At 45.2% G+C, this 15434-nt stretch carries 10 protein-coding genes; 6 read left to right on the top strand and 4 right to left on the bottom strand.

Translation table 11 applies throughout. The features are described from left to right. Positions 1 to 174 precede the first annotated feature (174 nt). On the top strand, positions 175 to 3600 hold the full coding sequence (locus CPIN_RS12225) for a PA14 domain-containing protein (protein WP_012790112.1): 3426 nt from the start codon (positions 175 to 177) through the stop codon (positions 3598 to 3600). A 291-nt stretch (positions 3601 to 3891) separates the two neighbouring features. On the opposite strand, the gene CPIN_RS12220 is transcribed toward CPIN_RS12225, so the two are convergent. The 4 genes from CPIN_RS12220 to CPIN_RS12205 all read right to left on the bottom strand — a co-directional run bounded on the left by CPIN_RS12220 (position 3892) and on the right by CPIN_RS12205 (position 10771). Beyond that, a complete protein-coding gene (locus tag CPIN_RS12220; RefSeq protein WP_012790111.1) occupies positions 3892 to 5508 on the bottom strand; it encodes a RagB/SusD family nutrient uptake outer membrane protein in 1617 nt (538 codons plus the stop codon). Positions 5509 to 5542: 34 nt separating this feature from the next. Beyond that, positions 5543 to 8773 (bottom strand): SusC/RagA family TonB-linked outer membrane protein, encoded by a 3231-nt coding sequence (locus CPIN_RS12215; protein ID WP_245552107.1) that lies wholly within the window; start codon positions 8771 to 8773, stop codon positions 5543 to 5545. A 158-nt stretch (positions 8774 to 8931) separates the two neighbouring features. Beyond that, on the bottom strand, positions 8932 to 9891 hold the full coding sequence (locus CPIN_RS12210) for a FecR family protein (protein ID WP_012790109.1): 960 nt from the start codon (positions 9889 to 9891) through the stop codon (positions 8932 to 8934). Positions 9892 to 10171: 280 nt separating this feature from the next. Beyond that, on the bottom strand, positions 10172 to 10771 hold the full coding sequence (locus CPIN_RS12205; RefSeq protein ID WP_012790108.1) for a sigma-70 family RNA polymerase sigma factor: 600 nt from the start codon (positions 10769 to 10771) through the stop codon (positions 10172 to 10174). A 226-nt stretch (positions 10772 to 10997) separates the two neighbouring features. Between CPIN_RS12205 and CPIN_RS12200 the strand changes: the two genes are divergently transcribed. The 5 genes from CPIN_RS12200 to CPIN_RS36570 all read left to right on the top strand — a co-directional run bounded on the left by CPIN_RS12200 (position 10998) and on the right by CPIN_RS36570 (position 15419). Beyond that, positions 10998 to 12323 carry an APC family permease gene (locus CPIN_RS12200; RefSeq protein WP_012790107.1) on the top strand — a complete coding sequence of 442 codons (1326 nt, stop codon included), beginning with the start codon at positions 10998 to 11000 and terminating at the stop codon, positions 12321 to 12323. A 109-nt stretch (positions 12324 to 12432) separates the two neighbouring features. After that, positions 12433 to 13050: an RNA polymerase sigma factor gene (locus tag CPIN_RS12195; RefSeq protein ID WP_012790106.1), complete on the top strand. Its 618-nt coding sequence runs from the start codon at positions 12433 to 12435 to the stop codon at positions 13048 to 13050. 229 nt (positions 13051 to 13279) lie between these two features. After that, complete coding sequence (locus CPIN_RS12190; RefSeq protein WP_012790105.1) at positions 13280 to 13609, top strand: hypothetical protein; 330 nt, start codon at positions 13280 to 13282, stop codon at positions 13607 to 13609. Between the two features lie 381 nt (positions 13610 to 13990). Beyond that, positions 13991 to 14230: a hypothetical protein gene (locus CPIN_RS12185; RefSeq protein ID WP_012790104.1), complete on the top strand. Its 240-nt coding sequence runs from the start codon at positions 13991 to 13993 to the stop codon at positions 14228 to 14230. Between the two features lie 175 nt (positions 14231 to 14405). Beyond that, complete coding sequence (locus CPIN_RS36570) at positions 14406 to 15419, top strand: FecR family protein (protein WP_012790103.1); 1014 nt, start codon at positions 14406 to 14408, stop codon at positions 15417 to 15419. Positions 15420 to 15434: the final 15 nt, after the last annotated feature.

The raw sequence follows: 15434 nt of genomic DNA, 5'->3' as shown, positions 1-15434 counted from the left end.
TTCAAAAACTTTTTTCTTCCCGCTATGAAATACACAGACTCCTCACTATATTAGTGTGTGCAAACCCGCCCCGTAGCTCGCAATAGCTGAAAACTACATCAACCCATTCCACTACAAGTCCGGTTTATTTTCACGTTCAGTACTCATGTAAGCAAAACCCAAATCAATTCCATCATGAAAAAGAAAATCCTTTACACGCTACTTGTCGTATGCCTGCCCGTGCTCTTGTCACAGGCACAGACACTACGTGTACCAGGCAGTCCTTATCCGGTATCTGCTGTACCCGACAGTGTATTTCTCACTTCCGAGAATTATACTGTCTCCGAACGCGTCGCACTGCAAACACTGCAGGGTGTGATCGCACAAACCAAACCTGCCATCCTGCGCGACCTGTCCGGCCACCGCGCACTCGTAGAGAAAGCAGGTATTAAAGTCAATGACGCTTATTACAACAACTTCCCTGGACTCCTTGCCTTCTTCGCCAACAGGCTCTCCGGCTACATTCTCTGTAACCAGAAAGACCGTTCTACCAATGTGGCCATTTCCCTGGCAGGTGTGATGAATGCCGTAGCTATTCCTGCGGATATTGAGCAGGCAGCCATTAACGCCGGACTCACAAGATTGCTGGACGTCAGAGCCAGGGACGAGGCATGGGCATTGGCCAATTATGGTAACCTGTTCAGTAAACAGATTGCCACCTATCAGCAAAGCTCCGATGACCGCGTATCTTTTATGGGCGATTACAGCGCTTATACAAAAGCCTTCCAGTTCTGGGACAACTCTCCTACCGGTTCAATCGCTAACAGTGCTTACAACCGTATGAACAAAGGAGCGACTTTCTTTGGCTGGGGGCCGGAAGAATATGGTACGGTGGAACAACTTTCCCTGAAATCCATGTCTATCATTCCTTCTGACTGGGCAGCTAATTTGTCCACACTCAGTAATATTCCGGCAAAGACGAAAGTCTTCAAACAGAAAGAACCGATCAAACCATTCGAAGTAAAAACAGGAGTACACACTGTCTGCTTCGTCATCACTGACGGTGATAACGTACAATGGTTACTCGGCTCCCACGACAATATCAATAACTGGAATAATCCTGCGCGTGCGCATGTCAATCTCGGATGGACCATCTCTCCTTCCCTTGCAGAACTGGCGCCAGCTGTGTATGAAAAGTATGTGGACAACTGTCTCACCACGCCTGATGGCAGAAATGTGCTCATTGCCGGTCCTTCTGGTAAAAGCTATTTCTTCCCTGGGCGTATGCCTGATGCAGACCTTGAAACAGAGTCAAAGCTGCTGAACAGCTACATGAAAAAAGCAGACCTCCGTATTGTCAATATCATTGATGCTGACGACAGCGACAATGATCCATCTTCTTACCTTAAACAGGATAATATCGACGCATTATTCTACTACAGTTATGGCGCTAACTATACCGGTCGCCACGGACAGATAGACTGGTACAATGATAAACCTTCCATTGGCGGCAGATATACCCTCTGGGGTACTTTGTCTTCTCCTCAATCACTGGCCAATCAGCTGAACCAGGCTTCTACCAACATCAATTCCGCCGATGGTTATAGCCTCGTATCAGTACATATCTGGTCAAGAGATGTGGATGACGTACAGGACTGTATCAATCGTCTCGGACCTAACGTACGTGTAGTAGCGCCTGATGAATTTGTATGGCTGATCCGCAAGAACCTCAGAAACCTGCCGGTAGGTACCGGTAACGGACTGAAAGCGGAATACTATGCCGGTTATCATAAAGATGTGCTGAAGTATACACAGACGGATGGTAATGTGGATTTCGACTGGGGTAACGGTTCTCCTGATCAGGCACAGCTGGGTGTTAACCAGTTTTCCGTAAAATGGTCCGGACAGGTACAACCATTGTATTCTGAACCATACACCTTTCATGTCTATTCTGATGATGGAGTAAAACTCACTGTCAACGGACAAACCCTGATTAATGATTATGAGACACAGGGCGCTTATACCCGTACCGGCACAATTACACTTATCGCCGGACAGAAATACAACATTGAATTGGAGTATGGCGAAGGGAATGGGGATGCGTTCTGTCACCTGCAATGGTCCAGTACTTCCCAGGCGCGGCAGGCGATTCCAAAAGCACAGCTGTATAGCAGACCAGATACCAGTAATGGCCCTGTAACTGTCTATGAAAATGCGCAGTACGGCGGCTTTCATGCAGGCTTGCCGATCGGTGCGTACAAACTGGCAGGTCTGCAACTGAAAGGTATACAGAACGATGAAATCTCTTCCATCAAAGTAGCAGAAGGGTATAAAGTTGTACTGTTCGAACACGAAAATTTTGCGGGCGATTCCATCGTAATAACTGCCAACAGTCCTTCACTCGGCAGCAGCTGGGATGAAAAAGCCAGCTCTGTCAAAGTACTGGCCAATGGTAATCCCAATCTGGCAGGTTCTTATACGATCAGACACGTGGCCAGTAACCTGTTCCTCGATGTACGGGGCGGCTTAGGCAGCACCGGTGATGGTTCCCCTATACAACTATGGACGGGCACCAACGCGGCCAATCAGACCTTTACACTGAAACACCTGGGTGAGGGACGTTATACGATTACGGCTTATCACAGTGCAAAAAGCCTGGACATTCCGCAATCCAGTATGGATGAAGATGTGAGTCTCTGGCAATGGACAAGTCAGGATGCAGCCAATCAGCAATTCATTGCGATAGCCGCTGATAGTGGTTATTACAAATTCATCTCTGCACTGAGTGGCAAAGTACTTGCTACATTGAATAACAGTACAGCACCGGAAGCGAAAGTAGTACAGCATACCGGTAATGGTCAGGCCAGCGCCAGATGGCAGCTGTTATCCGTACCGACTGTCGGTAACGGCAACGGCCTTAGTGGTAATTATTACAATGGTAAAAACTTTGAGACCTTCGTTTTCAGCCGTGTTGATAAAACAATAGATTTTGACTGGGGAGAAGGCGCTCCGGGTACAGGCATTACCAATGATAGTTATAGCATCAGATGGACCGGTAAAGTAGAACCGAGATATACGGGTACTTACACCTTTTACATGACCAGTGATAACGGCCGCCGTCTCTGGGTCAATAATCAGCTGATCATCGACAAATGGCTGAGCGACTGGGATATTGAATACTCCGGTACCATTAATCTGGTAGCAGGACAACAATACGATATCAAGGTAGAATATTTTGAAGACTTTGGCGGCGCCAACTGTAAACTGTCATGGTCAGGTTCGAATCAGGGTAAAGAGATTATTCCGAGAAACCAGCTCTATGCCACTTCTGCTGCACTTACTGCCGCTAATCTGGCACTTGCAGGTAAGGATGCGCATACTATGGAAAAAAATATCCTCCTGTATCCTAATCCGGCACAAAGCAGCGTTCGCCTGCAGTTCAATGCGAAGCAGGCAAGAATGAGCATTTTTGATGCAGTGGGTCGTCAGGTAGCGCCAGCAAGGATTGTATACGCCGGACAATCGATCGATGTCAGCAATCTGCCAACAGGCGTCTACCTGATACAACTCGATATCAATGGTACCAAAACAGTCAAACACCTGGTAAAAAGCGCTGAATAAGCGCCTTTGCTATCTGATTTCATAGTTGAATACTTTGTGTTTTATAAACAGTCGTCTCCTAATTTGTATTATCCTGTTGCAGATGGTACCGCTACCGCAGCCATTACAGATACTGGCCTTACATCCGCAGAAAACATTCCCTACAAGCACCTGAAACTGCTGAAAGTAGAACAACTGGGAGACGATGTTGTATGGATGAAATACAAAGTACAGAAGTATAAGAAAGGCCGCGCCAAAAGTGGCGCGGCCTTTCTTCGAAACATTCGTGCTATTAAAAAAAACATTATTCTTCTAATATCCGTCGTTCTGTTTCAGATTCGGGTTATTAGCGATCTGGGTACTTGGAATAGGATAGACCTCTTTATTTACATCGTTTGTCGGCGTATGATCCCACCAGCTGCCACTGTTAAATCTGCCGAAACGAATAATATCTGTACGGCGTTTCCCTTCGAATACAAATTCACGACCTTTCTCTGCCAGTAATTCATCCATCGTCAGCGTAGCTGTCGTATAAGCTGCTGCCGGCCAGTCTGCAGTTGCAAATGCTCTCTTACGGCTTTCATTGATCAGATCAACAGCTTCCTGCGTAGCCATTTTGTTGTTCTTACGCATCAGCGCTTCCGCTTTATCAAAATAGATCTCCGTCAGACGATAGATCATAAAGTGGTTCTCGCGATAGTTAGGATCGCTGAGACGACCTGTCTTATACTTATTGAAACGCGCACCGCTGTTCTCTTCACCGGTAGCCATTGTGCTCTCCGTTTTATTCTCAGAAGCTCTTCTGATATAGTTTACATATACAAGCGGCTTACCATTGTACTCTTCTGTCCCGAGAATAGGATCTGTTGTACCGTATTTATACTGCGGACCAAACAGGAACCATTCTGTTTTACGCAGGTCATTCTCTGCATAGGTATCAAAGAAAGAAGGGATCACGACATAACCGTTGTTACCCGCATATCCTACGTCCAGTGCAGCACTCATATTGCTGAAGCCAAATAATGGAATCCAGTCCCATACGAAACCGCCTTTGTTGCTGTAAGCATACTGGAACAGTGCTTCAGAAGCAGCTCTGTTCGTGTTAGCGAATGTCTGTTTCAGATCAGTCGCCAGTGTTGGTTTACCACCCAGGCCACCAGCATCACCACTCAGGATTTTATCGCAGGCAGCGATACACTGGTCCCACATAGGCGTACCAGCCCATTTCTCTGCGTTCAGGTATACTTCCGCCAGCATGGCATAACCACCGGTCTGACCGATTCTGCCTACCAGCTCCTGTTTATAAGGCAGCAACTGCGGTACGTATGTTTCCAGTTCTGTTCTGATAAAGTTGAACACTTCTTTTCTGGGCTGTGTAGCCGGGTTCGCCGGTTTACCTACCTGAGTAACTACCGGAATATTCCCCCAAAGGTCCATCAGTTTAATATAATGGAACGCTCTCAGTACGTGCAGTTCTGCTACGATTGCGGTCATCTCTGCTTCCTGCATACCCAGTTTGGCATAATCCAGTACTTCCAGGTCTTCGATAGCTGCGTTACAATAACCAACACCGGTCCACATACCTACCCATGCATTACGCATCCTGCCTTCATTGGTAGTCCAGGTATGATAGTGTTGTCTCATGTGGTCGCCGTTATCATAGGCGTGACGACCTTTCTGTGGCCATGCTACCTGATCGGAACACATTTCCGCATGATAGTAGTAACCATCACCGCGGATAGGCGCGATCCAGGATTGCATATGTGTTACAGGACGCAGTGCTGCCTGTAATACCTCTGTTCTGCTTTTATAGAAGTTCTCTTTATAGATGTCGCTGTATACGGTTTCATCCAGTTTAGTACAGGCAAAGTCCTGCACTGACAGTAAACCGATGCCACAGCAGTATATTAACTTTTTCAGATATTTCATGTCGTTACACTTTTTAATGAATGCCGGTTATTACTTAAAATGCTACGTTCAGACCTACTGTCCAGGAGCGTGTTCTCGGATAGAAACCCCTTGAGTCAACACCAGTGGTAAAGCCGGTATCTTCCAGTTCAGGATCCAGTCCGTCGTAACCGGTAAAGGTTAACAGGTTACGGCCGGATACGAACATTCTGAGACTACGCACATAAGGCGATTTGAAGTTGAAGTTGTAACCCAGTGTCAGGTTGTCCAGTTTCACGAAATCACCTTTCTCGATGTAGTAATCAGAGTACTGAGGATCGTCGTTCAACTGTGCATGTTTATTAAAGGCACTATTGAAAATGTTATTAGGCAGATACTTTTTGTTACCGAAGAAGATCTCCTGCAGATTCAGGATATCAAATCCGAACTTACCTCTTAACAGGAGTGTCAGGTCGAAGTTCTTATAACGGAAGGTCTGGTTCAGTGCAGCGTTGTATTTAGGGACGCCGTTACCGATGATCGTTCTGTCGTTTTCATTGATCTGGGAAGCAGGTGCTTTTGAACCATCTGCTTTATAGAACAACCATTTACCTTCTTCTGAGAATCCTGCGAAACGTTTACCATAGAAGTTACCTACTACGCCACCTTCATCCAGGCGGATGGCAGGACCCATAGCACCCGGGTTTGGAATATCGGCAAAGGTCAGGTAAGTAGCTTTATACAGTTCGTTGGACAGTTTAGATAACCTGTTGAACTGAGAGTTCGCTGTCAGATCGATCGTCCACTGGAAGTCTTTTGTTTTCACTGCCTGACCACTGATCAGGATTTCCACACCATGGTTTTTAATAGTACCTACGTTTGTATACAATCCGTCACGGACGAAGGCCGGCTGTTGTGCTGCATAGTTATATAGCAGGTCGCGGGTTTCGCGGGAGTATACATCGATGGAACCGCTGATACGGTGATCGAGGATCGCGTAATCCAGACCAAAGTTCCATTCCAGTTTTTTCTCCCAGCGTAAGTTGGGGTTAGGGTTACGGGAAGCACCGTAAGTCTGCAGATAAATACCATTCTGTGGATATACACCACCAGTACCCAGTGTAATCAGGGAACGGTAGTTAGGAATACCCTGGTTACCGGTTACACCATAACCCACGCGTAGTTTCAGGTTATCTACGAACCTGACATTCTCCATGAAAGACTCTTCTGTGAGCGTCCAGCCGATAGAAGCAGCCGGGAAGTTACCCCATTTGTTATTGGCGCCGAAGCGGGAAGAACCTTCTCTGCGGAGGATGAACTGTGCATGGTATTTATTCTTGTAGGCGTAGTTCAGACGACCAAAAAATGCGATCAGGGTGTTATCTTCCTTGAAGCTACCCAGACCTGGTCTTGGCAATGCGGTGTTGTTAGTCGCGCTACCTGCACCGAGGTTCCAGTCAAGGAATGCATCGGTAGTGAAACCATTGTTATTGGCACTGAAAGTCTCTCTGGTGCTATACTGATAGCTATAACCTGCAATAGCGGAGAGGGTATGTGCACCCCAGCTATGCTCGTAGTTAACAGTAGGATCCAGGGTTTTGGTCCAGTTCAGTTCATTGCCTTTGCTGGCGTAACCCATGCCCTGCCAGCTGGTCCCCGGACGTTGTTCAAAGTCGTTCATGGAACGATAGTAACGGTCATTGTAGTTATCGCGTTGATAAGAACCGAACAGGGATACGGACAGGTCTTTTGTCAGTGCCAGGCTGAATCTTGCATCACCGGCGAAGGTCTGCTGATCACGCTGACTCAGTCGGTTATTCAGACGACCTACCGGGTTGAAAGCTTCATTGATTTCAAAGAAACTACCATCCGCTTTATAAATAGGCGCTGTTGGGTTCCAGGCTACGGCCTGTTCGAAATAACCGGCATCACCACCCAGCAGGTTGGCTTTATTGAAGTTAGCCACCATATTCACCTGCATGGTGAGTTTGTTATTCAAACCTTTCTGATTGATGTTCAGACGGCCACCTGCCTGCTTTCTGCCGTTCTCTTTTGCGATACCCTGAAAGTCATTGTAGTAGAGGGATGCTCTGTAATTAGACTTTTCGCTACCACCTGAAGCAGACAGGTTATGGTACTGACTCAGGTTATTTTTATTGATCAGTTCATTGTACATGTTGGTAGAACCACCCAGGTCAGAGGTAGGAGAGATAATACCTTCGGAGATCTTCTGACGGAACTGTTCTGCTGACAGGAAATCAGGTTTCTTGTCAGTATAATCACGCTGGAAGTAAGTGTTATACTCATAGCGGGGATCGCCTGCAGTACCTTTCCGGGTAGTGATCAGGATAACACCTGCGTTACCTCTGGTACCATAGATGGCGGCAGCAGAACCATCTTTCAGTACGCTGAATGATTCGATATCATCCGGCTGTAACAGATCGAGGTTACCGCCCGGAATACCGTCTATTACGACCAGTGGCGCGGTTGTACCAGTTAAGGAGGTAACACCTCTCAACTGGATGGAAGCGCCCGCATTCGGGTTATTTCCCTGTGTTTTGGTGATATTCAGACCTGGCACTTTACCCTGGATCAGTTCCATGGTAGAACGGATACCGCCTCTGTTAAAATTATCAGCTCTTACGGTGGAAACGGCGGAGGTCACTTCACTACGTTTCTGTGTACCATAACCCACTACGACCACTTCATTCAGAGAGCCCATATCCGCTTTCATCTTTACAGTCAGCACGGCAGGAGCGTCGGTATTTACCACTACGTTCTTGATGCGTTGTACTTTGAAAGAAATGAAGCTTACTTCCAGTGTATATACACCAGGCTCCAGGGCGATGGAAAAGTTACCATCCGCATCGCTGATGGCGTGCTGTGTACCACCTGCTACTTTGATCGTAGCGCCAGGTAAAGGGGCGCCCTGTTCGTCGGTCACCTTACCCTGTATTTTACCTTGCTGTTGTTTTACAACACGTTCTTTTTTTGCTGCATTGATCACTATAACACCATTCACTTCTTTGAAGGAAAGATCTTTGTTATCAAATAACAATGTGAGCACACCATCCAGACGCTGGTCCTGGAATCGGTGATCGTCAGTCTGATAACGCTGAAGCATCTGCTGATCATAAGCAAAGTTCAGGTTCAGCTGTGTTTCCATCTGCTTCAATGCCTTTTCCAGCGATCCTCTGCGGATGCTTACTGAAATCTTTTTACTCAGTTCCTGACCGCTGCCGGTATTAGCTGACAGCATCAGGGAAGTAGTAAGCACAATAGTTATGGAAAGAAATGTTAATCTCATAGCTTTTATGATAAAATCTTTCTTCTTATTACTGGACTGTCCCTTTTTTTTCATACATTGTATGGCTTTTTAATTTGAGAAAATAATGAGCAAAAGCCGTTGCAGCGGCTGTTTCTGAAGGCTTTGTTTGCAGCAAAGCCTTCTTTGTTTTCTGAATGTTAGCGGTATAGTTCGATAGTATCCCTCCCCTGTTTGATTTTAAGTTGATGAATAGATGCGATGACTTCAGCAGCTTTGGCGGCAGACAGCGATAAAGGAAGGCTTGCAGTGAACTTCTTTTTACGCAGATCGGCCCTGGCTGTTAAAAGTGTTATGCCGTAATTTTTTTCCATGAGTAATGCCATATCTTCAAATAGGGCATTTTTGATGATCAGCTTTCCGCTTTTCCAGCCTGTTACATCTTCTGAAAAGGACTGGATATCGTAAGTGGCCTGTTGCTGGTTGAACACCAGTTTCTGTTGTTTCCCTACGATGCCCAGCGCCTGTAAGGTGTCAGAGATCTGTACCTTTCCGTCTGTCACCGCAATGGAGATTTCTCTCAGCTCTTTATAGGCCCTGATATTAAAAGCGGTACCCAGTACATGTGTGATCAATTTACCGGAACGGACGATGAAAGGATGTACCGGGTCATGCTGTATTTCAAAGAATGCTTCTCCATCGGTCAGGTCGGCACGTCTGCTGGTACTGAAATCAAGATATACCCGCACATGAGTAGCGCTGTTCATTGCGATCACACTACCATCCTGTAATCTCAGCTGCTTCCTTTCTCCTTTCGCGGTATAGTAATCCTGGAACAGTTCACTGACGTCAGCCGTCTTCTGTCCTTCCGTTTTGCTACGCTTTAAATAGAACACACTGGCAAATACCAGTACGGCAACACTGGCAGCTACATTGATATAGGTATATAATCTGCGTGTATTCCGTTGTGGTGCTGACAACATCGGTTCTAACCTTTGCCAGATAGCATCCTCCAGCTGTTCTTCTTCAGCAGCTGACAGTTGTATTGGCTCGCGTTTATCGAGTTTATCATACCAATGTTCAATTAATCTTCGCTCTTCATCATCCGCCTTTTCGGCCAGGTATTTCCTGAATAAGCGTTTTATTTTCAGGTATTTCATATTCGCACTATATCTCTACATCAGAGAAACCGGATTTCATACCGGGTGAAGTATGTTAACAGAATGTTAACTAATTCAATTAGGAATTAAGAATTAGGAATTGCATTGATCAATTTTCTTACGCTAACACATCAGGCTACCAATTATTTATACTTTAAATAAAATAAAAAAAGGCGCCTCAGTTATCTGAAGCGCCTTCTATAAAAGGTCAAATGAATTGTATTAATTAACTTATCGATTTCCGCTGCATTTCAATTCCTAATTCCTAATTCCCTAATTCCTAATTTAAAAACACGTCCAACACTAACAACGAACAGATCACCAGGTCACTCTGGTGATGATTCCTCAGCAGGTCTCTCAGGCGCTTCATGGCCAGGGATAGTTGATTACGAACGGTCTGCTCGGAGAGATTGAGCTGGATAGCGATATCTGTTACAGACAGGTCTTCCTCACGACTCAGGTGATAAATCTGTTGCATCCGGTCAGGCATGCGGTCTACTTCCCCGTCAATCAGGTCTTTTAGCTTACGGACATCAAAAGAAGACTCAAAAGAGGAATGTACTGGCTGGTCAAACCATTCAGGGATCTGTACGGTAGAGCTACTGAAGGCATAATAGGAAATAATGCGGTAGCGCAGGGCAGAATACAGGTAACGGCTGAGGTCTTCCTCGCTGTCAATAGTAATTTCGTTCTTTCGTCTCCACAGGGTCAGCATGACGTCCTGCACGATATCTTTTGCATCATCGGTATCCACGCGTTTGCAGGCGCTGATATAAAGCTTCTTCCAATAGCGTTGGTATAAAGCTTTAAATGCAACAGTATCATCCCCTTTAGCGGCGGAGAACAGTGAAAAATTATCTTCTGTATCTGGTGGCCTCATTTCAAAACGTAAAATTATAAATCCGGCTGCTCGGCACACGTTAAAAAATTATTAACTGCTGCGAACGGTCCGAAGATGCTACTCGATAGTAGGGATAACACCGTTCGTCATTTCACAGGTATAACAGCAGCGCATACCTGGTGGCAGGATGTTCTTATTCAAATATTGACATCCTTCAATAAATATTTCGGCATACGACTGCAAAATATTTATTTTTACTATAGAAATGAAGCAACCAGAACTTTCCCGGCGCATAAGTCTTTTACAGGCGACTGCTATTAATATGACAGATATGGTGGGCATCGGCCCATTTATAGTATTGAGCTTAGTAGCTACAACTATGCATGGACCGGGTTTTCTTTATGCCTGGGTGGCCGGGGCGGTCCTTTCTTTTATTGATGCAATGGTATGGAGTGAACTGGGGGCAACCTTCCCGATGGCCGGCGGCAGCTATAACTTTCTGAAAGAAGGGTTTGGTCCGCGGACGGGTAAGCTGATGAGCTTCCTCTTTGTCTGGCAGACCATGATACAGGCTCCCCTGGTGATTGCTTCAGCCGCTATCGGCTTTGCTCACTATGCCGGATACATTCTTCCTTTAGGCTTTTGGGGTACCAAAGCGGTTAGTGGCGGGATGGTATTATTGATCATATTCATGTTGTACCGGAAGATAGAAACCATCGGACGGATCAGCGTATTACTCTGGATGGGCGTATTGGTTACAATGGCCTGGATCATCGGCGGTGGTATTGCGCATGGCCGGTTCATGGAACCTATCAGGCATGTAAATGACGGTCTGCAACTCAATTATGCCTTTGCAACCGCATTGGGTATGGCCAGCGTAAAAACCGTATATAGTTACCTGGGATATTATAATGTCTGTCACCTGGGTGGCGAAATTACCCGACCAGAAAAGAATATCCCCCGTAGCATGCTGATCTCCATTGCCGGCATCTCTGTACTTTACCTCTGTATGAATATCAGCGTGGCTTCCGTATTGCCACAGGACCAGATAGAACAAAGCAGTTTTGTAGTCAGTGAATTCATAGAAGCCCTGATGGGCAGCACAGCCGCTAAAATAGGCACCGTATTAATACTGTGGGTGGCATTTGCTTCTGTGTTCTCTGCTACCTTAGGTTACAGCCGTATTCCCTATGCAGCAGCCAAAGATGGTGCTTTCTTCTCTGTTTTCGCACGCCTGCACCCTACCAAGAACTTCCCCCACGTTTCCCTGCTGGTGCTTGGTGGTGTTGCGTTTGTATTCAGTCTGCTGTTCAAAATAAAGGAAGTGATTGACGCCATACTCGCTATGCGTATTATGATACAGTTCATCGCACAGGCAGTAGGATTGATGCTGCTCAGCAGGAGAAACGGCCGGACTTTCTTCAAATGGCATATGCCCCTGTACCCTATCCCCGTGATACTCGCGATCCTCATATGGGCCTGTATATTTATTTCCACCGGCCCTCATATGATGCTGGCCGGATTGACCGTAACCATCGCTGGCGTCATCGTTTATGTGATCAAATCAAGGTTGCCTGTCCGGCACCTTTAACAGCGCCGTGTTACTGCCTGTTCCCGGCCTTCCCTGGTAATACTGGTTATTATCTTCCAAATTGCTTATTTTTATAAGGCAAGAGGAACGTATCAACCAAAATATCAGCATGAAAGCAGTAAAAACCGCCATCACTGCTTCGCCGACAGTATCTCCACAGGAGGAAGTATGGAACCAGTTCCGGCAAGGTAGCCGTGACGCCTTTGCCCTGATCTACCAGGAGCACGCAGACCACCTGTATCATTATGGCTGCCATTTCTGCGGAGACGTAGAAATGGTAAGAGACGCCATGCAGGAACTCTTTCACGATCTATGGCAAACCAGGGAACACCTGGCCGACCAGATCCAGCATATCCGTTACTATCTGCTCAGCAGCCTTCGCCGCCGTTTATTACGGACTTTAGAGAAGAACAGACGCTTGTTAACCAGTACCGTAGATATACCCGGCGACTTTGAGCTTATTCCCAGTAAAGAGCACCTGATCATACAGGATGAAAGTCAGCAGGAACAGCTACAACAATTATATGCTGCCCTGAATGCCTTGCCGCGCAGACAGCGGGAAGCTATTTATCTGAGGTTCTTTCATGAACTGTCTTACCAGGAAATAGCTGGTATGATGTCTATGAAGGTAGATTCTGTGTATAATATTATCTCGAAGGCGATCGGGATGTTGAAGAAGATGTTGCCGCCGGCGTTGATGGTATTGTTGTTGTACCGGGCGAGATGAATAATAGAAATTCGCTACTTTAACGTATGATGGCAAATTCAATCAACAACATATCTGTAGATAACTTCAAGTCTATCAGAAATCTGGAAATAACGGGTTTCCAAGCGCATCAACCTTTTTATTGGTCGGCCTAATGTCGGTAAGTCTAATATTATTGAGGCTTTGTCAGTCTTTTCAATTCCCTTTTTTAAAGAAGGATCATTCAAGAATGATAACTAATGTGGTCAGAATGGAGAATGAAGCCGAACTCTTTTATAATGGAAATATTCAATCCAAAGGTTCTATTCAGATAGATAACGGAAATGCCATTCTCAGTTACAATCCCAAAGAAGGATTAAAAATTGATATTCAGCTCCAGGAATATTCACAGTCCTTTCAGGTTGATGAAAAGTTAAACATTAAAACGGGGCGGCAAAGCAAATATGTTGAATCACCGATAAAAAAATATGTTTATAAGTCTGACATAGTCTATAAAAAGGGACATAGCAAATACCTCATTCCTCCTTTTGGATCAAATCTGTTTTCAATAATTGATCAATACAAAGAACTAAGAGAATAAATCAAAGATTTGTTCTCCGAATATGGCTTAGAAATAGCCTTTGACAAAGCAATCAAATTATTAAGAGCATACAGTCAAAATCTAATGATAAGGATGAGATATTTCTAATTCCTTACAACTCGATTGCGGACACGCTACAACGCATCATCTTCTATAAATACGCGATAGCTTCAAATGAAAACAGCGTCTGACTATTTGAAGAACCTGAAGCCCACTCATTTCCTCCATATATGTCTTTCTTCACACAGGAAATGATTCATAACAGGAACAATCAATATATTATTGCGACTCATAGTCCTTTTATTTTAAATGATCTACTTGAAAATAGCCGGGAAGATCTAAGCATCTATTTAGTTCACTATAAGGATTTCGAATCCTGCCATGGAAAGATTCATATTAAATGGAGCAGCCATTGCAGGGATTTCCTTAGCAGATTTTGGCTTGCCGGAAGAATTAAAGTCATTTAAAAAGACATCCAAGTCCGTAGCAACCAAGAATGATTGGAGATTCAAAGAATTGTTCCGCTCGATGTATGATGCCGGTGTTGAAGATATAGTCCGGCTTGCCAACTGGGTCAGATACTTAAAAGAAAACGCCTACAAAGCCGAGGCTAACAAATAATTTCCATGTGATTCGCTATCAGAATGCAAAAACATATTAAAATAAATCAGCAATATTAGATTTCCTGCTATCAAATCCCGATAAGTTCGTCGTATTATTTTAATATTCTAAAAAATATTTCCTCCAAACCTATGAGATTCCCATCCTTTCCGTCTCTTTATAATAAAACACCCTTTTGAACCAATACCACCTCTACACCATACGCGACTTTGCCCTGGATGAATACTTCCAGGAGTGGGTCCTGCGTCCGGATGTCAAAAATACCTGGTACTGGGACAACTGGCAGAAGGAACACCCGGAGAAAAAAGAGGTTATCGCCGCTGCTATCAGACTGGTAAAATCCATCCAATTCCGCGAATATGCCATGCCGCCAGCTGAAAAAGAAGTCCTCTGGGATAACATCTGGGACAGCATTGCCACAGAAAGTGAGCATGAAACAGTCATACCTGCAGCCACCCACCGGCATTTCCCCTGGAAATATGCCGCTGCTGTCGTTATCCTGCTTGTAGCAGGTACATTGTGGTTCATGCGGAAACAAGCCACCTTTACACCTGTAACTGCCAGTATGGCCACACAGACAGGACAAACAAAACACTTCCTGTTGCCTGACAGCTCGGAAGTATGGCTCAATGCTTCCTCGAAAATACAGTATACACAAAAGGATCTAAACGCACGTGAGGTATGGCTGGATGGAGAAGCCTGGTTTCATGTAAAACATACTGCCGCCAACAGTCGTTTTATCGTGCATACCTACGACAAACTTTCTGTGGAAGTACTCGGTACACAATTCAATGTCAATAACGCCGGGGATAAGATAGCTGTTGCATTGCAGGAAGGAAGCATTAAACTGAACATCACAGAACAACAGGGACAGACGCCTACACAGTTATATCTGCGACCGGGAGAGGCATTACGTTATAATAAGACAGACGGCGCTTATACAAAGAGTAAAACAGATGCGGATAAAGCAGGCGCATGGACCCGAGGACAACTGATCATGGAAGACTACACCGTAGCAGACGCCATACAGTTTATGCAACAGGTATTTGACAGACATGTAACAGTCAAAGACAAAAAGACCCTGCGATACGGTATTTCAGGATCGATGCCCATTAGTTATAACGCAGACACAATGCTTATACAATTTGAAAAGGCTTTTAATACACGCTTTTTCAGACAGGATAAATAAACCACGAAGAAAGAC

Origin of the sequence: Chitinophaga pinensis DSM 2588 (assembly GCF_000024005.1) — a bacterium.
Taxonomy (GTDB): domain Bacteria; phylum Bacteroidota; class Bacteroidia; order Chitinophagales; family Chitinophagaceae; genus Chitinophaga; species Chitinophaga pinensis.
This window is presented reverse-complemented; position numbering and strand designations above follow the sequence as displayed.

What these genes read in the sequence shown, in the direction of transcription:
- CPIN_RS12185 (WP_012790104.1), top strand. Translation starts at nt 13,991, where the DNA reads ATGGAAAGATTCATATTAAATGGAGCAGCCATTGCAGGGATTTCCTTA.
- CPIN_RS12190 (WP_012790105.1), top strand. Translation starts at nt 13,280, where the DNA reads ATGGAGAATGAAGCCGAACTCTTTTATAATGGAAATATTCAATCCAAA.
- CPIN_RS12225 (WP_012790112.1), top strand. Translation starts at nt 175, where the DNA reads ATGAAAAAGAAAATCCTTTACACGCTACTTGTCGTATGCCTGCCCGTG.
- CPIN_RS12215 (WP_245552107.1), bottom strand. Translation starts at nt 8,773, where the DNA reads ATGAGATTAACATTTCTTTCCATAACTATTGTGCTTACTACTTCCCTG.
- CPIN_RS12195 (WP_012790106.1), top strand. Translation starts at nt 12,433, where the DNA reads ATGAAAGCAGTAAAAACCGCCATCACTGCTTCGCCGACAGTATCTCCA.
- CPIN_RS12200 (WP_012790107.1), top strand. Translation starts at nt 10,998, where the DNA reads ATGAAGCAACCAGAACTTTCCCGGCGCATAAGTCTTTTACAGGCGACT.
- CPIN_RS12220 (WP_012790111.1), bottom strand. Translation starts at nt 5,508, where the DNA reads ATGAAATATCTGAAAAAGTTAATATACTGCTGTGGCATCGGTTTACTG.
- CPIN_RS12205 (WP_012790108.1), bottom strand. Translation starts at nt 10,771, where the DNA reads ATGAGGCCACCAGATACAGAAGATAATTTTTCACTGTTCTCCGCCGCT.
- CPIN_RS12210 (WP_012790109.1), bottom strand. Translation starts at nt 9,891, where the DNA reads ATGAAATACCTGAAAATAAAACGCTTATTCAGGAAATACCTGGCCGAA.